The organism is Thermovenabulum sp., assembly GCF_049723235.1.
Taxonomy (GTDB): domain Bacteria; phylum Bacillota; class Thermosediminibacteria; order Thermosediminibacterales; family Thermosediminibacteraceae; genus Thermovenabulum.
Genome location: NZ_JBNARB010000020.1, coordinates 1 through 18,360, shown reverse-complemented (window position 1 = coordinate 18,360; position 18,360 = coordinate 1). Strand labels below are relative to the sequence as shown.

The 18,360-nt window shown below is 34.4% G+C and carries 16 protein-coding genes; all 16 read right to left on the bottom strand.

What is annotated here, in order from left to right:
* Positions 1-8: 8 nt before the first annotated feature.
* Complete coding sequence (locus tag ACPLOV_RS09565; RefSeq protein ID WP_424908678.1) at positions 9-1,004, bottom strand: ABC transporter ATP-binding protein; 996 nt, start codon at positions 1,002-1,004, stop codon at positions 9-11.
* The gene (locus tag ACPLOV_RS09560; protein ID WP_424908677.1) at positions 994-2,007 is read right to left on the bottom strand and encodes an ABC transporter ATP-binding protein; all 1,014 of its coding nucleotides are present in this window, start codon (positions 2,005-2,007) and stop codon (positions 994-996) included. The genes ACPLOV_RS09565 and ACPLOV_RS09560 overlap by 11 nt, the downstream gene beginning before the upstream one ends.
* A gap of 1 nt (position 2,008) precedes the next feature.
* Complete coding sequence (locus ACPLOV_RS09555; RefSeq protein ID WP_424908676.1) at positions 2,009-3,142, bottom strand: NlpC/P60 family protein; 1,134 nt, start codon at positions 3,140-3,142, stop codon at positions 2,009-2,011.
* A gap of 109 nt (positions 3,143-3,251) precedes the next feature.
* Positions 3,252-4,127 (bottom strand): ABC transporter permease, encoded by an 876-nt coding sequence (locus ACPLOV_RS09550; RefSeq protein WP_424908675.1) that lies wholly within the window; start codon positions 4,125-4,127, stop codon positions 3,252-3,254.
* A 13-nt stretch (positions 4,128-4,140) separates the two neighbouring features.
* A complete protein-coding gene (locus tag ACPLOV_RS09545; RefSeq protein WP_424908674.1) occupies positions 4,141-5,061 on the bottom strand; it encodes an ABC transporter permease in 921 nt (306 codons plus the stop codon).
* 104 nt (positions 5,062-5,165) lie between these two features.
* A complete protein-coding gene (locus tag ACPLOV_RS09540; protein ID WP_424911073.1) occupies positions 5,166-6,764 on the bottom strand; it encodes an ABC transporter substrate-binding protein in 1,599 nt (532 codons plus the stop codon).
* Between the two features lie 199 nt (positions 6,765-6,963).
* Complete coding sequence (locus tag ACPLOV_RS09535; protein ID WP_424908688.1) at positions 6,964-8,049, bottom strand: dipeptide epimerase; 1,086 nt, start codon at positions 8,047-8,049, stop codon at positions 6,964-6,966.
* A 79-nt stretch (positions 8,050-8,128) separates the two neighbouring features.
* The gene (locus tag ACPLOV_RS09530; protein WP_424908672.1) at positions 8,129-8,473 is read right to left on the bottom strand and encodes a DUF3870 domain-containing protein; all 345 of its coding nucleotides are present in this window, start codon (positions 8,471-8,473) and stop codon (positions 8,129-8,131) included.
* A gap of 138 nt (positions 8,474-8,611) precedes the next feature.
* Entirely contained in the window at positions 8,612-9,571 is a 960-nt protein-coding gene (locus ACPLOV_RS09525) for a dihydroorotate dehydrogenase (protein WP_424908671.1), read from the bottom strand.
* Positions 9,517-10,089, bottom strand: a complete 573-nt coding sequence (pyrE, locus tag ACPLOV_RS09520; protein ID WP_424908670.1) for an orotate phosphoribosyltransferase — start codon at positions 10,087-10,089, stop codon at positions 9,517-9,519. The genes ACPLOV_RS09525 and pyrE overlap by 55 nt, the downstream gene beginning before the upstream one ends.
* Before the next feature lie 6 nt (positions 10,090-10,095).
* Complete coding sequence (gene pyrF / locus ACPLOV_RS09515; protein WP_424908669.1) at positions 10,096-10,815, bottom strand: orotidine-5'-phosphate decarboxylase; 720 nt, start codon at positions 10,813-10,815, stop codon at positions 10,096-10,098.
* On the bottom strand, positions 10,805-11,608 hold the full coding sequence (locus ACPLOV_RS09510; protein ID WP_424908668.1) for a dihydroorotate dehydrogenase electron transfer subunit: 804 nt from the start codon (positions 11,606-11,608) through the stop codon (positions 10,805-10,807). The genes pyrF and ACPLOV_RS09510 overlap by 11 nt, the downstream gene beginning before the upstream one ends.
* Positions 11,605-14,787 carry a carbamoyl-phosphate synthase large subunit gene (carB, locus tag ACPLOV_RS09505; RefSeq protein ID WP_424911072.1) on the bottom strand — a complete coding sequence of 1,061 codons (3,183 nt, stop codon included), beginning with the start codon at positions 14,785-14,787 and terminating at the stop codon, positions 11,605-11,607. Before carB ends, ACPLOV_RS09510 begins: the two co-directional genes overlap by 4 nt.
* Complete coding sequence (gene carA, locus ACPLOV_RS09500) at positions 14,780-15,868, bottom strand: glutamine-hydrolyzing carbamoyl-phosphate synthase small subunit (RefSeq protein WP_424908666.1); 1,089 nt, start codon at positions 15,866-15,868, stop codon at positions 14,780-14,782. Before carA ends, carB begins: the two co-directional genes overlap by 8 nt.
* The gene (locus ACPLOV_RS09495; RefSeq protein WP_424908665.1) at positions 15,828-17,147 is read right to left on the bottom strand and encodes a dihydroorotase; all 1,320 of its coding nucleotides are present in this window, start codon (positions 17,145-17,147) and stop codon (positions 15,828-15,830) included. Before ACPLOV_RS09495 ends, carA begins: the two co-directional genes overlap by 41 nt.
* Positions 17,131-18,066: an aspartate carbamoyltransferase catalytic subunit gene (locus ACPLOV_RS09490; RefSeq protein ID WP_424908664.1), complete on the bottom strand. Its 936-nt coding sequence runs from the start codon at positions 18,064-18,066 to the stop codon at positions 17,131-17,133. The genes ACPLOV_RS09495 and ACPLOV_RS09490 overlap by 17 nt, the downstream gene beginning before the upstream one ends.
* Positions 18,067-18,360 lie beyond the last annotated feature (294 nt).

The following is an 18,360-nucleotide window of genomic DNA, read 5'->3' as shown; positions in this document are numbered from 1 at the left end:
TTTTTTGTTTATTCTTGCTCTGTGTAAAGATGGCAAGCAGCAAAATGATTGGGTAAAATTTCTTTTAATATGGGTTCTTTGACTTTACATATTTCTTTTACAAACCTGCAACGAGTATTGAAACGGCATCCTTTTGGCGGATTTATCGGGCTTGGTATATCGCCTTCCAATAATATCTTTTTCTTTCTTACTTTGGGGTCCGGTATAGGTATAGCTGAAATTAATGCCTGAGTATAAGGATGCAATGGATTTTTATAAATTTCTTCACTTTCTGAGAGCTCAATTAATTTACCTAAATACATTACTCCTACCCTGTCGGAAATGTGTTTTACAACATTAAGACCATGAGCTATAAATAAATACGAAACGTTAAATCTTTCTTTTAACTCATCTAATAAATTCAAAATTTGGCTTTGTATAGAAACATCAAGAGCTGATACAGGCTCATCACATACAATTAAATCCGGGTTAGTTGCCAACGCTCTTGCAATTCCTATTCTTTGGCGTTGGCCGCCTGAAAATTCGTGAGGATATCTTCTTAGGTGATTTGAAGATAATCCTACCATTTCAAGTAAGCTTTTAACCCTTTCTTCCATTTCTTTCCCTTTGGCAATATTATGAAATTCCAATGCCTCTCCTATTATATCCATTACGGTAAGCCTTGGATTAAGCGAACTATAAGGGTCCTGAAATATAACCTGCATTTTGGGGCGTATTTTTCTCAATTCATTTTTATTTAACTGCATAAGATCTGTATCATTATATAATATTCTCCCCGAAGTTGGTTCTATCAATCTTAACATACATCTTGCAGTTGTAGTTTTTCCGCAGCCGCTTTCGCCTACGAGCCCTAAGGTTTCACCTTTTTTTATTTCGAAACTTACATCGTCTACAGCTTTAACATAACCTACCGTTCTTTGTAGAATTCCCGCTTTTATAGGATACCATTTTTTTAAATTCTCTACTTTTATTAGAATATTATTAAGAATATTATTATCGTGCACCAATTTTCACCTCCAAAGAGGATTCAAGAGTTGTATCTATAAGAAAACATCTTACCTTTCTTCCCTCACCTATGGAAACCAGATTTGGAGATTTTTGTCTACATATATTTTTAGCTTCGGGGCATCGTGGGTTAAAGCGGCATCCTGTTGGAAAATTAAGAGGATTTGGTACTGTGCCTTCTATTACGTGAAGCTTACCTTTTTTTGAATCAAGGCGCGGGATAGATTTCAAAAGTCCTTTAGTATACGGATGCAGTGGGTTTTCAAATAAATCTTCTACTTTTGCTTCTTCTACAATCTGTCCGGCATACATCACAATTACCCTTTCAGCCATTTCAGCTACAACTCCAAGGTCGTGGGTTATCAAAAGAACGCTCATACCAATTTTCTCTTTTAATTGATAAATTAATTCCAATATTTGAGCTTGAATGGTTACATCAAGAGCGGTAGTCGGTTCATCGGCAATTAAAAGTTTAGGATTACAGGATAATGCCATTGCAATCATTACTCTTTGCCTCATACCCCCAGACATCTGATGAGGATATTCATTATAACGCTTTTCGGGATTTGGTATGCCTACCAGTTTAAGCATTTCAATTGTTTTTTCTCTTGCTATTTCTTCCGATACTTTCTGATGGATAATTATAGCTTCTGAAATCTGTTTCCCAATCGTAAAAACGGGGTTTAAAGAAGTCATTGGTTCTTGAAAAATCATAGAAATTTTATTTCCTCTGATTTTTCTCATTTCCACCTCGGATTTTTTAAGTAAATCTTCATTTTCGAAGGTTATTTTTCCGGGGGAGATTTTTGCAGGCGGAGAAGGCAAAAGCCGCATTATAGATAATGATGTTACGGATTTTCCACAGCCCGACTCACCTACTAAACACAAAGTTTCGCCCCTATTGATAAAAAAGCTCACATTATCTACAGCAGTTATAATCCCTTCTTCAGTAGAAAAGTTAACGGTAAGATTTTCTATTTCAAGCAACTTTTTATTTTCCATTTTAATCCTCCTTAAGATTTTGCGGAAGAATTCGACGAGCTCCAATAAATCTTTTATCCAGGTATTCCGAGTAGTCGGGATCATTTTTATTAAAACTGTTAATTGAAATACCGGATTTGCTGCCTGCATGTATAAATTTATTATTGCCAATGTATATTCCAACGTGAGAAGGACCTTCTTTATAGGTCTGGAAAAATACTAAATCTCCCGGTTTTAAATCCTTTTTATCTTTTATTGCTATACCTTGTTCAAACTGCATATCAGCATCTCTTCTTAAATTATAACCGTTCATTTTAAAAGCAAATTGTGTAAGACCGGAACAATCAAAACCATAAGCAGTAGTTCCTCCCCAAAGGTAAGGAAGGTTTAAATATTGCTTTGCAGTTTTTATTATACTTTCTGCATCCTTTTTAGTATTAAATACTTCTTCACGGGATTTTATTACTATTACATCTTCTTTATTTAAATAAACCTTTTGCCCTCCGGGAATTATTGCGGAAATCTTATTTCCCTCTTCAGCAATATAAGGTATTACTGTCCCCTGAACCAATTTTTTATCAAAGAGAGGTTTTAAATCTTTTCCTAAAGCATCAGTCATTTTAGCTTTTACAAATACGAATTTACTTTTTTTATAATTTTCAAGAGAATCCCTATTGCATCTCCATATATAATTCCCATCTATCCATCCTAAATAATTATCTTCCATTTGAACAAAATACCAATTTTCTTTCATTTCAAATATTTTTAAAATATCGCCCATTTTAGCCTGGGTTACCACGTCATCACCAAAAGCCTTATTTGGAGCGCTTCCTAAATTTACTACCGGATATTTTACTACGGCAAAAATCTCATCATTAAGAGATTTATCTGGAAGTATGGTTATATTGTCAACGTATTTTGAGTTTTCCTCTCCTATAAATTTAAAAAATGATTTAATATACAACTCTTTTAAATTACTATCAGAAGTTTTACCTGCAAAAAGCAGGTTATTTTTTTTATCTAAACTTACACTTATATCTAATATTATTTCTCTTTCGGTAAGCCCAATTTTATTTAAAACTTCCTTTTTTGTTTGAATAGTGAGTTCTGAAAGTTTTTCGCTGCTAAAAGCAGGTAAGGTATTGTCATATTTCATATTTTTGTTACACCCTCCTAAAGATATTAAAAGACAAAAAAGTAATATTATTAAAAACAATTTGTTGATATTATTAACATTCATTTTAAACCCCTCATTATAAGTAATTTTATCTTTTTAATTTAGGATCAAAGGCATCCCTCAAACCGTCACCTAAAAGATTAAAAGAAAATACCATAATCATTATTGCAAGACCTGGCCATACCGAATACATTGGGTTTGTTCTCATATAAGCCCTTGCGGCGTAAATCATGTTTCCCCAACTTGGTGTAGGCGGCTGAACACCCAATCCTAAAAAGGAAAGTGAAGCCTCAGCTAAAATTGCTCCCGGAATTCCCATTGTAATAGAGACAATTATCGGTCCTACACAATTGGGGAGAATATGTTTCAATATTATTCTTAAATCAGATAAACCTTGAGCTTTGGCAGCTTCAATATATTCCATCTCCCTTAAGGAAATTACCTGACTTCTTACTAAACGAGCCATTCCTGCCCATCCTATCAATGCTAATGCTACAAAAACATTATAGATACTCGGACCTAAAGCAAACATTACTCCTATATAAAACAAAAGGTCAGGAAATGCAAATAGAATATCGGCAAGCCTCATAATCAACATATCGATTTTCCCACCGTAATAACCTGCTAATGACCCCATGGTTACTCCGACGATTGTCACTAATATTTGAGAGATAATGCCGACACTTAAAGAAATTCGTGCACCATATAAAATCCTTGATAATATATCTCTTCCAAATTCATCTGAACCAAGGATATAAATACCGTTTTTACAAATATTTGATGGGGACCCCGGGGGTTTTAATCTATTTGAAAGGTCTTGTTTTATCGGGTCGGCTGGTGAAAGCACCGGAGATAAAATAGCAAGAAGGGTAAATAAAATAATTATAACAAGTCCAATCATTGCAGGACGGTTTCGTTTTAACCTCTTAAATGCATCTTGCCAAAAGGAAAAATTTTCAGCCACTCTTGATGCCCCCTTACTGTAGCCTGACTCTTGGATCTAAATAGGCATAGGAAAGATCTACTATTAAATTTCCTATGACAAAAATTACTGCTGTAAAAAGAACCGTCCCCTGAACGAGAGGAAAATCCCTATTAGATAAAGCCCATACAGAAAGTCTTCCTATCCCTGGTATGGCAAATATCGTTTCCGTTAATATGGAGCCGGTTAATAGCCCGCTTATTTGCATTCCAATTATAGTAACCACCGGAATTAGAGCATTTTTTAGCGCATGGACAAAAATTACCGTTTTTTCAGCTAAACCTTTAGCACGGGCAGTTCTTATATAATCCTGTCTTATTACATCAAGCATCATACTCCTGGTATATCTTGCAATGGAAGCAGCAAATCTAATACCCAAAACAACTGCTGGCAAAATCATGTGCTTTATTGAAGAATATCCTGAAATTGGTAGCCATCCCAAATATAGCCCAAAATATATTTGTGCAATAACAGCTACCCAAAAAATTGGTGCGCTAATTCCCGCTAATGCTATAAGCATGGAGAAATGATCAAAAAAAGAATACTGTTTAACAGCTGAAATTATTCCAACAGTAAGACCTATTATTATTGCTACAAAAGCTGATGAAAGTGCAAGCTTTAAAGTGGTTGGGAAGGTTTCCAAAATCATTTTTGTTACAGGTTGACCTGTCTTAAAAGACCTTCCTAAATCGCCTCTTACTGCATTAAACAAAAACCTGAAGTACTGAATATATAGTGGATCGTTTAAACCCAATTGTTGCCTTATTTTTTGTACAGTTTGCGGATCTGCGTGTTTACCGAGCATTTCTACTACCGGATCTCCTGGAACCACATTGAGCAAGATAAACGTTATTAACGATACCCCTATTAATACGGGAATAGAAAAAAGCAACCTTCTAAAAATATATTCTAACAAACGTTACACCTCCAAGAAGTAAACGTGGAGAGATGCACAAAGTAAGTGCATCTCTCCTATTAAGATTTCTCTAAGTAAAAAAGGAAAATTAAACTATAAATAAATTATTCTTTGTATGCATTAATGTATACCGTTACGCCGGTAGGATGAATAAATATCCCCTTCACATTTTTCTGTGTTGCAAGCAAACTCTTTATATGGAATAAGGGGATGACAGCCACATCTTCTTTAACGATTGTATCCTCAATTTTTCTGTAAAGTTCATTTCGTTTTACAGTATCAGTTTCTGCACGAGCCTGTTCTAACATTTCTTGAACTTTTTTATTGTTGTAACCTGAAGACATTTGATTGGTCTTTGCAAAGAATGTATATAAATAGTTATCGGGATCAGGGATATCTGCCCACCAGTTGCCATAGTTTGCAGGAATTTTACCCTTACTCCTCGCGTCTCCGAAAGCAGCCCTTTCTACTATTTTGATATCAAGATCAATACCTACTTCTTTTGCCATTGCCTGAATGGCAATATTAGCGTCTGTTAACCTGTCTCCACCTCTTTGCCAAGCTTCAACTTTTACATTTCCGCCTAATTCTTTCACCAATTTTTTCGCCTCATCAGGGTTATAATCATAGGCTGGACCCTGACCTAATTCGTATGCTCCCGGGATTCCAGGTGTTACAAAGGCTTTTGCCACTGTTCCCCGTGGGCCATATAGGGTTTCTACTAATTTTTTCTTGTCAATAGCCATAGCCATAGCTTTTCTTATGCGTACATCAGACCATTTTGGATCGCTGACGTTCATTAAGAAATAATATGTATTTAACGCTACACTTTCTAAAACATTGTATTTTCCTGAATCCTTAATCCTCTGATATTCAGTTATAGGAATTGTAGCCACGTCAAGGGTACCATTTTCAAATTCCATAACTGCTGTAGTATCGTCAGGAATTATCCTGAAACGGATCTCATCAAGTTTTGGCAATCCAGGCTCAAAGTAATCGGGGTTTTTCTCTAAAACGATTTCGGTGTTTGGTACGTATTTCTTCAATTTGAAGGGCCCTGTTCCCATTGGGTTGAATTTCCAATTATCGCCACCAGCTTTAACAAGTTTTTCCGAGTATATAGATGCGGAGGGAACTGCAAAATTCTGTATGAAAGGAGCATAAGGTTTTTCCAATATTATTTGGAACTTATAATCATCTATTTTTTTGAAGCCCTCAAGGGAATTCGATTTTCCTTCCATGAAAGCCTTTGCGCCGAGAATCGGTTCGAAAAGCCATGTGCTTGCACCTTTACCGTTAGGATCAAGCATACGCTCGATTGTGAATTTCACGTCATCGGATTTTAATTCAGTTTGCCCATCATGAAATTTTATTCCTTTTTTGAGTTCAAAAGTATAAACTTTACCATTTTCAGATATTTCGGGCATTTTTGCTAAAAGCTCTGGTTCAAGTTCTAAAGTTTCTCCTTTGTACCTTACTAATGTGCTATATAAGAGCCTTGCCATAGTATACATAGACAGGGTCGTACTTTCCTGAACGTCAAAACCATTTGGATCATCGGTAAAATAATCATTTAAAACCTGGGCAGTATTTTGAGTTTGCTGCTGTGAAGGCTGTTGCGCTTGATTTTTTGTACCGCATCCGGCAAAAAGGCTAATTGCAATTGCAGCAATTAAGATAACAGCAAAAAATTTCTTTTTCATAAATAAGACCCCCCTATTAATTTATTCTGGGTTATTCTAAGGCGAGTTTTTAAAGTTGTTTTCACCTCCATAGATTAATTTTATTATAGTTGAAAAAATATTTTAGTGTAATTTAAAAATTGTTTTTCGGAAAAATATATAATTCATGTTGTAAGAATATTCTTTTTCTAAGTTTGTTACTGTAGCTCATATAAATTTATTATATTTCTATATTTTCTATGCCAAGACCTGAATATTTAGGGAATATTATTTCAGGCCCCTTATATGAAATACCTCCTTTCACGGGATTGTTATTGAGGAGAAAAGGAGCATCCAAATCGCATCGCGTAATATTTGATTTTGCAAAAGCCAAATGTGCAGCAGCTGTAACTGAAATTGTCCCTTCCATCATACTTCCTATCATACACTCGATCCCAGCAGACTCAGCTAAGGAATTTATTAGTAAAGCATTATATATTCCACCACATTTCATTAGTTTAATATTTATTATGTCGGCAGCTTTCATTGAAATGATTTTAAAAGCATCATAAGGAGAAAAAATACTTTCATCAGCCATTACCGGAATAGGCGAGTTTTTCGTTACTTCTCTTAAGCCTTCTAAATCATACGCCTTAACAGGCTGTTCCAAAAGCTCAATATCGTATTTTGCAATTTCGTTAGCGGCTATTATTGCTTCTTTTGGGTTCCATCCTTGATTTGCGTCTACTCTTAATTTTATTTTTTCTCCAACAGCTTCCCTTATGGCTTTTATCTTTAGAATATCCTTTTTATAATCACCTCCTACTTTGATTTTTAAAGTATTAAACCCCTGGTTAACAGCTTGGATGGAATCAAGAACCATTTGTTCTAATTCATTCAGGCTTATAGTAATATCAGATTCTAAAACTTTTTTTGCACCTCCGAGAAATTCATACAAAGGAATTTTATAAAATTTTGAAATTATATCGTACAGAGCAATATCACACGCAGCTTTTGCGCTGGTATTATGTAAAATTGAACTATTTATTCTTTTTACTATTTCTTCAAATTCTTCAATATTCATTTCTATTATTGCGGGTTTAATAAATTTTTCTATAGCTTCAATAATCGAGCCTTTTGTTTCTCCGGTAATTGCAGGAATAGGTGCGGCTTCGCCATATCCTTCTATTCCTTCGCTGGTTATTATTTTGACCACTACATCTTCAATTTCTATAGCTTTCCTGAGAGAAGTAATAAAGGGCTTTTTTAAAGACGCTTTTATAGTTCCTATCTTAATGTCAACAATTTTCGTTTTAACCACCTCCAAAAAAATAAATCCAGCCAAATACGCATTGAAAACGTATTGGCTGGATTTTATTACCGAAGTATTAGGTAATAAAGCAGCCTTAAATTTCTTCAATATTCTTTTTCCCGTTTTTAATTTGATGATATTTTTTATGAGCGTCCTTAAAAGCTACAATTATGGCTTTTTGAGAAGAACCAAAGTATCTTGCTTCAATTTCTTCTATAATTGAATTTATATCTTCGTCCATACTTCTTCCTACAAAAAGGGATTTAATAAAATTGATAGAACTTTGTAATATGAATGATGCATCGACGTCTAAAATAAGTCCTGTACTTTTATCTACCACAAATCCTATGAAAAAAACATTATAGATATGCGTAATAGGATTATTTTGTTGAGATTTAGAATTTCCTACTATATAAATTGTATTTTTTGGATAAATCATAATAAACTTCCTGCCTGTTTGATCCAAAATGCGTGGTAACTTTTTAAAGAGTTACAGTGCATTTTGGATTTTTATTATTTATTCTACATTTATTTTTAAAATCCTTCTGTTATGCATGAATTTTATTCAATAAATGTGTTAAATTTTTAATATTCCAATAAATTCCATTATGTCATAGATTTTTTGTTGTAACAAGTATGTTTCTAATCCTTCTATTACTTCTTTAATTACAAGGGGGTTAATAAAATTTGCAGTACCAATTTGAACAGCACTTGCACCTAAGGCTAAATATTCCAAAGCATCTTCGGTATTTGTTATTCCTCCGCAGGCTATAATTGGAATTTTGATATTCTTTTTTATTATTTCATAAATTAGCTTCATAATAATCGGCTTGGTTACGGGTCCAGATAAACCTCCGATAATATTTCCTAACGACGGTTTTTTGGTCTTTAAATTTATTTTAATAGCAGGAATTGTATTGGCAACTGTAATGGCATCGGCTCCCGCTTCTTTTGACTTTTTTGCTATTTCCGTAATATCCGTTACAAAAGGGCTTAATTTAACTATTACGGTTTTCCTGGTTTTATTTTTTATTCTTTTAACAACTTCATAAGTATCTTTGGGGCTTTGTCCGAAAGATCTTCCACCTTTTTCTATATTGGGACAGGATATATTTATTTCATAGCCAGAAAAGAAACTATTGCTTTCCAATTTCTCTACAATTTCTTCATATTCAGCATAGGAGGTACCGGCGATACTGACAATAAAATTTGTTTTTATAAAATCTTTATTTTCTTGCCAGAAGCTCGAAAACTTATCAACACCTTCATTTTGAATTCCAATAGAATTTATCATACCACCTAATACTTCAGCAATTCTCGGGGGTGGATTTCCTTTTCGTTCTTTTAAAGTGATGCTCTTATGAATAAAGGCTCCCATTTCATTTACATTAAAAAAATCCATATACTCGAAAAAATCAAAGGTGCCCGAAGCGTTCATAACAGGGTTTTTGAAGTTTATATCTCCTATTTTTACTTCCAGATTTATTTTTTTAATTCCCGGCTCCCTGGTTTTACATATGGAATTCCTTTTTTGCAAAGCGGGCAATCCTCCTCGTCGTATATTTCAAGGTCTATCTTCACTAAACTATAAAAAGGCAGATCAAAAATATCTTTTTCTTTACTTCTGTCGACCAAAGAAGCTACTCCGATTACTTCTCCCTTTAGGTTTCTCACCAGGTCTATTACTTCTCGGGCAGAACCTCCCGTTGTAATTACATCTTCTACTACTAAAAGTTTTTCTTTTTCTTTTATTTCAAATCCTCTTCTTAAGGTAAATATTCCCTTTTCTCTTTCTGCGAAAATAGCCCTGACGCCAAGTGCTCTGGCCATTTCATACGCTACCGTAATACCTCCAATTGCAGGGCCAATTACTGTGTCCACTTTTTGCCCATATAATTTTTGCGCTAAAATATTTACTATATTCTGGGCTTCTAAAGGGTATTCAAAAATTTTTGCACACTGAATATAGGTATCGCTATGTTTTCCAGATGATAACAGAAAATGTCCTTTTTTAATTGCACCAAGTTGCGCAAATTTTTCTATTAAATAATCCAAATCTTATCACTCCTGACCTAATAAATAATATAAAGCTTTTTTTGGATCTTCTGCTAATGTTATTTGTCTTCCAATCACTACGAAATCCGCACCTTGATAAATAGCTTGTTTAAGGCTTGAATTCCGCCTTTGATCATCACCAGGTATGGGAACGGTCCCATTTCTTATTCCAGGAGTAATTAATAATAGCTCGTTTTTTAACTCTTTTTTTAAATAAGGTAATTCTAAAGGCGATGAAACAATTCCATCTATACCTTCTTCTTTTGAAATCTTAGCAAGATTTAAAACCTCTTCTTCTAAATTTTCTTTGATGCCTATTTCAATAAGATCATCATTGGATAAACTTGTTAATAAAGTTACGGCTATCAGCAAAGGTCTTTTCTTATTTTTCTTTTCCGAAGCTTCAATTATTGAATCTTTTGCTTCTTTTAACATTTTTCTGCCACCCAATGCATGAATTGTGGTCATAAAAATATCGTACTCCATCAAAGCGTTTAAAGCTTTTTTAATAGTATTGGGAATATCATGAAATTTTAAGTCCAGAAATACCTGTTTGTTTTTCGAACGGATTTTTTCTATAATTTTTGGACCGCTGGATATAAAAAGCTCCAAACCTATTTTAAAAATATTAATATCATCTTTCAAAATTTCTACTATCTCTAAAGCCTTTGTTTCATCGGAAAAATCCAGTGCTATTATTACTTTATTTAAAATATTATTCTCCATTTTGATCCTCCTCAAAATCAATATCGTTGATATTAAATACCGGGCCATCTCTACAGACCCTTTTATAACTACCCCCGGATGTTTTTACGGCACACCCCAAACAGGCTCCTATTCCACAGGCCATCTTTTCTTCTAAGGAAGCGTAAATTTTGCAATATTTTAAATTTAACTTTTTTAAGCCTTTTAGCATATTTTTAGGCCCGCAAGCATATAAAATAAAAGGCTTTTTTATGCTGTCAATTTTAGAAACTAACGATTCCAAAACACTTGATTTTATCCCTTCACTGCCGTCGTCTGTGGAAATATTTACCTTAAAGCCCGTTTCTTCAAAAATATCACTCAAAATAATTTCATCTTTTGTTTTTGCTCCTAAAAATGCAATTTTTTCTATTTTCAAATCCTTGCAGTATTTTGCCAAAAAGGCTAAGGGAGCAGCCCCCATACCTCCACCTAATATAACAAAGCTTTTATATTCTAAAAAATCTTTTTCCATTGGAAAGCCATTTCCTAAAGGACCAATGATGTCTAATACTTCTTGTGGTTTTTTCCTGGATAAGTATTTTGTCCCTTCTCCAACTACTTTTATACAAAAATTTACTTCCCCTTTTTCTTTATTCGTCCAGGCAAAGCTAAAAGGCCTTCTTAAAAAGGGTGTATTATCATTTATTTTTAGCATTGCAAACTGACCAGGATGTGAAAATATGGATATTTTGGGTGCATGTATTTTTAATAAATGGATATTATTGCTAATCTTTTTGTTTTCTAAAATTATTCCCTTCTCATTTATTTTCATTTTATACCTCCGGAACAATCTATGCTTACAGGTTTTAAAGTTATTGATTCCAGAACCTTGTATAGAGCTTTTGCAGTATCCATTGAAGTAATGCAAAGTATACCGGTTTCGGTAGCAGCCCTTCTTATTTTAAATCCATCTCTTTCGGGTGCTTTCCCCTTTGTAAGGGTATTTATAACTAACTGCACCCTCCCTTCCCTTATACAATCTAAAATATTAGGTTCTTGTTCATGCACTTTTTTAACCTTTTCTGCAGGGATTTTTGCTTTTTCAAGAGCTTTTGCTGTTCCTTCTGTAGCTATGATAGAAAAGCCCAGTTTATGAAATTTTCTTAATAAGTTAATCGCTTCTTTTTTATCTTTGTCGGCAATGGTCGCTAAAATAGTCCCCTGGCAAGGTATTTTCACACCTGTGGCTAAAAACGCTTTATACAAAGCCTTTTCAAGGTTTTTATCCATTCCTATAACCTCACCGGTGGATTTCATTTCAGGACCTAAGGAAGGTTCGACCTTCTTTAGCTTTGAGAAAGAAAATACCGGCATCTTTACCGCGAATATTCCATCCTGTTTATAAAGACCCCCTCTTAATCCCAATTCCTTTAAATTCTTTCCTAATGCGATCCTTGCTGCTATTTCTGCTAAAGGAATATTTGTTATTTTACTTAAAAATGGAACGGTTCTACTGGATCTGGGATTTACTTCTATCACGTAAACTTCATCTTTATCCACCACAAATTGAATGTTTATTAAACCGCGAACTTTTAAGGCTATAGATATTTTTTCAGTATAATTAATTATTTTTTCTATGGTTTCCTTTTTTAAATCTTTGGGAGGGCAAATGGCAATGCTATCTCCCGAATGAATTCCTGCCCTTTCTATATGTTCCATAATTCCGGGTATTAATACTTCTTTTCCATCGGATATTGCGTCTACTTCCACCTCTTTGCCTGAAATATATTTATCAATTAGTATAGGTTTTTCCTCCGACACTTTTGTTGCTTTTGTTAGATATTCTTCAAGTTCTTCTATGCCATATATAATTTCCATTGCTCTGCCGCCCAGAACATAGGAGGGCCTAATCAATACAGGAAAACCTATTTTTGATGCCGCAAATACGGCTTCTTGTTTACTTTTTACTGCGACACCGGGAGGTCTTTTTATATCTAATTTTTCCAGAAGTTTATCAAATTTTTCTCTGTCTTCAGCAATATCTATTGATTCTACGGGAGTACCGAAGATTTTTACTTTTTTTCGGGCTAATTTTTCTGCTAAATTTATAGCAGTTTGACCTCCAAATTGCAGTAACACCCCATCTGGTTTTTCATTTTCAATAACTGAAAGTACATCCTCTATATACAGGGGCTCAAAATATAACCTATCGGCTATTGTAAAATCGGTACTTACCGTTTCGGGGTTATTATTAATAATTATAGCCTTATATCCTTCTTTTTTTGCTCCGTTAATAGCGTGAACACTGCAGTAATCAAATTCTATTCCCTGACCTATTCTAATAGGACCAGAACCTATTACCACTACTTTTTTACCCTCTAACGGATGAGCTTCATTATCTTCACCAATACTGGAGTAATAATAGGGAGTGAAGGCTTGAAATTCTCCTGCACAGGTATCTACCATTTTATAAGAGATACGGATTTTAGTTTTTTGTTTTACTTCTTCCTCATTTTTGTTTATTATTTCCGATATCAATTTATCGGGGAAGCCCATCATTTTTGCTTTATTAATTATTTCTTCGGTGGGATTTTCTATAAGTTGTTTTTCCACATTTACGATGTTGTTTATTTTTTCTATAAAAAAGCGATCTATTTTACTTTTCTCTGAAATTAATTCAGGGGTTAGTCCTCTTCTAAGGCCTTCAGCTATTGCGAAAATTCTTTTATCCGTTGGAATACAAATTAATTTTAAAAGTTCATCATCGCAAATATTACTGAAGTCTGATATTATAAGTCCTAAATAGCCCTGTTCTAAAGACCTAATTGCCTTCATTAACGCATATTCAAAGGTTCTGCCTATTGCCATTACTTCACCTGTAGCCTTCATCTGGGTATTTAAAGTCCTATCCGCATCCTCAAATTTATCAAAGGGGAAACGAGGTAATTTTACTACAACATAATCTAAAGCCGGCTCAAAAAAGGCTGTTTTTTCCGTTATCGGATTTTTTAGCTCATCAAGGGTATAGCCCAGCGCAATTTTCGCAGCTATTTTTGCGATTGGATAACCTGTGGCTTTTGATGCAAGAGCACTGGATCTTGATACCCTTGGATTTACCTCTATTACATAATATTTACCGCTTTTACTGTCGAGAGCAAATTGAATATTACATCCTCCCTCTACTTTAAGAGCATTTATTATTTTTATTGCGGCTTTTCTTAACATATGATATTCTTTGTCACTAAGTGTAAGGCTTGGTGCAACTACTATGCTGTCTCCGGTATGAACCCCAACCGGGTCAATATTTTCCATGTTACATACGGTTATACATTGACCTTTTTTATCCCTGATTACTTCGTATTCTATTTCTTTCATACCGAGTAAGCTTTTTTCGATCAAAACCTGTTTTATTCTGCTGTATAGAAGTCCTAATTTGGTAATTTCTATCAATTCTTTTTCATTAAATGCAATTCCTCCACCTGTACCTCCTAAGGTATAAGCAGGTCTTATTACCAGAGGGAAACCATGCTTTTTTGCAAATTCTAAAGCTTCGTTTTCGTTTTTTACTATCGCACTTTCTGGTACCGGTTCTCCTATTTTTATCATTAAATTTTTAAAAAGCTTTCTATCTTCTGCTTTTTTAATTGCAGTAATCGGAGTACCGAGTAATCTTACACCTTGCCTTTTAAGAATTCCTCTTTCGTAAAGTTCTGCAGCAAGATTCAATCCTGCTTGCCCACCGAGGGTGGGCAGAATTCCGTCGGGTTTTTCTATTTGTATAATTTTTTCTGCGAAATCTATATTAATTGGTTCCATGTACACCTTATCCGCTACCTTTGGATCGGTCATAATTGTAGCAGGATTGCTGTTTAAAAGTATTACTTTTATACCTTCTTCCTTTAAAGCAAGACATCCTTGGGTGCCAGAGTAGTCGAATTCAGCAGCCTGTCCGATTATTATAGGCCCCGAACCAATAATCAATACCTTTTTTAAATTTTGATCCTTAGGCATTAGCTTCCTCCTTTAAAATTAATCGGATAAATTTATCAAATAGATAATCAGTGTCGTTTGGACCAGGACAAGCTTCCGGATGAAATTGTACTGAAAAAATATTATAATCCGGGCATTCAATACCCTCTATTGTTTTATCATTCGCATTTATGTGAGTGATTTTAATATTTTTATCCAAACCTTTTTCAGAAACTGCAAAACCGTGGTTTTGAGTAGTTATAAAAGCTTTTTTAATTTTTAAATCTATTACGGGATGGTTGGAACCTCTGTGGCCGAATTTTAACTTATAAGTTTCACATCCTAAAGCAAGGGACAAGAGTTGATGTCCAAGGCATATACCGAAAATGGGTAATTTGCCGATAAGGTTTTTAATATTTTTTATGGCGAATTGAACATTCTTAGGATCACCGGGCCCATTGGACAATATTAATCCGTCTAAATTTTCTTTTAAAATCTCTTCAAAAGAAGTAAATGCGGGGAAAACAACCACTTCACAACCTCTATTTAATAATGCATTAATAATACCTTTTTTAACTCCAAAATCCATTACACCAATTTTTAGAGGGATTATAGCTTGGGAAGTAGGTTTATATATTACCTTTTCAGAGGAGGTTACTTCTTTAATAAGATTTTCTTCAGATAAACCTGGGGCTTTTTTTACAAGTTCTATAAGTTCAGATTCATTTAATTCACTTGAAATAGCTGCCTTCATAACTCCATAATTTCTAAGTTTTAAAGTGATTGCTCTTGTATCAATATTGGTTATCATTAATGTCTTATTTTTAATTAAATAATTTGTTAAATTTTCAATTTCAGTAAAGGACATATCATTTAATTCTTTTGCTACAGCACCTCTTGCGTAAATTTTTGTGGATTCTTGAAATTCATCAAATGTACCGTAATTGCCTATTAGGGGAAAAGTAAACAGAATAATTTGACCAGCATAAGAGGGGTCGGTTAAAACTTCCTGATATCCCGTCATGCCTGTTGTAAAAACCAGTTCGCCATATTTTGTTCCGCTTGAACCTACAGCAATCCCTTCATATACCGAACCGTCTTCCAGTGCCAACAAAGCTTTCATAATAGTCCTCCCTATAAACTTCTTTACCTCTTACAATTGTCCTGATTGCTTTACCCTTTAATTTATAACCATTAAAGGGCGTATTTTTACCTTTTGACAGAAACTCTTTATTATTTACAACCCATTCTAAATCCGGGTCAATAATAGTAATATCAGCATAATCTCCCTTTTTTAACCTGCCTCCATTAATGTTCAATATTTTTGCAGGGTTCAGGGACATTTTTTCTACCATTTGAGCAAAAGATATAATCCCTTTGGATACCAATCTGTCAATAATTATTCCTAAGGATGTCTCTATACCAGAAATTCCAAAGGGAGCATATTCGAATTCCATTTCCTTTTCTTCCTTAGTATGGGGGGCGTGGTCTGAGGCAATGCAATCTATTGTTCCATCTCTCAATCCTTCTAACAGAGCCTCTATATCCTCTAAGGTTCTTAAAGGCGGGTTTACCTTTGCTAAGGTATTGTATTCTTCTACTATATCTTCTGTTAATATTAGATGATGGGGGGTTACCTCACAGGTTACATTAATTCCAGATTCTTTGGCTCTTCTAATAATTTCTACTGATCCTTTTGTGCTTACATGTGCAATATGAATTTTCGAATTCGTTTCCTTTGCAAGGATTACATCCCTTGCAACCATTATCTCTTCGGCCGATGCCGGAATTCCAGTTAGACCCAATTTAAAGCTCATATAGCCCTCATTTATCTGACCACCTTCGGATAAACTTAAATCCTCACAGTGATCTATTATTACTTTTTCAAACCCTTTTGCATATTGAAGGGCTCTTCTCATTAATGCACTATTTGCAATTGGATTTCCATCATCCGAAAATGCTACAGCTCCTTGTTCACACATCTTTCCAATTTCAGAAAGTTCTTGTCCTAATCTCCCTTTAGTGACACATCCTATAGGATATAACCTTATTAGGTCATATTCTTTGGCTCTATCAATTACATACTTTATTAAATAGGGATTATCTAAGGGAGGATTTGTGTTGGGCATACAGGCTACGGCGGTAAAACCACCTTTTGCGGCAGCAAGCATCCCCGTTTTAATATCTTCTTTTTTTTCAAAACCGGGCTCCCGAAAATGTACATGCATATCTATCAGCCCAGGGGTAATTATTTTTCCGGAAAGATCTTCTACATCTGCATCGGATATCGATAAATTTACGTCTATAGCTGCTATTTTTTCACCCTCGATTAATAGATCAAAAATATCATCAATTCCTTGAAATGGGTCTATAACCCTTGCATTTTTAAACAGCTTTTTCATACTCATTACCTCCTATGAGAAGATTTAAAACCGCCATTCTAATGGCTACACCATTTGTAACCTGTTCGCCAATGCAGGACTTTTCTCCATCCATTACTTCAGAAGTAAGTTCAACTTCTCTATTGACAGGACCAGGGTGTAACAGTAACACATCCGGTTTAGCTAAATTTAACACCGTTGAATTGATTCCATAATATTTGGCATATTCACCGGTACTGGGAAATAAATTCTTTTTTTGTCGCTCCAATTGTAATCTAAGCCCCATTACCACATCTGCTTCTTTTACGGCTTCCTTTACATTGTAACTAATTATTGCACCAAACTTTTTGGCTGCCTCAGGAACTAATGTAGAGGGACCTGCTAAAAATACTTTTGCCCCCATTTTGGAAAACCCTATTAAATTTGATTTAGCTACTCTGCTGTGGGCGATATCCCCAATTATCGCAATTTTTAAGTCCTTAAGAGTTCCTTTGTATTCCATAACAGTCATCATATCGAGTAAAGCCTGGGTAGGATGTTCGTGCATTCCATCTCCTGCATTAATTACAGGAAGATTTATATATTTTTTTAAGTACATTGGAGTACCTGAGACATTATGTCTTATAATTACTGCATCGATTCCCATGGCAGTTAAAGTTGAGACGGTATCTTTTAATGTCTCTCCTTTTTGTACGCTGCTTCCCTGAGTGGTAAAATTTATTACATTTGCGCCAAGGTATTTTGCGGCTAACTCAAAGGAATTTTTTGTTCTGGTGCTGGGTTCGTAAAATAAATTAACTACTGATTTTCCTTTAAGTGCGGATAATTTTTTAATATTTTTTTTAATACAATCTTTGTAAAAAAACGCCAGCTCCAATATTTTTTCAATCTCTTCTTTTTCTAAATGTTCAATACCCAACAGCCCGTAGTTTTTAAACATATTATTCCTCCTTAAAAAAATTCCCTATGCCGTGAGGCATAGGGAATTTTTTATTAGAATATTATTTATCGATAACAGATTTAGGGCACAAAAAAAGCCCTCCTCCGTCAGGCAGAGAAAGGCTTTTTTTCCTTATATCTTTTCGCCTCACCTTACCAGCCTCACGGGACCAGTTTAAAGGTGACTATTTATTTATAATGATTATAACATGAATATAAACGATGTCAAGTTTTTTTTTAATGGAGCTTTTTGCTTTGTACCATTTTTTTAATTTCTATCACAAATTTATTGCAG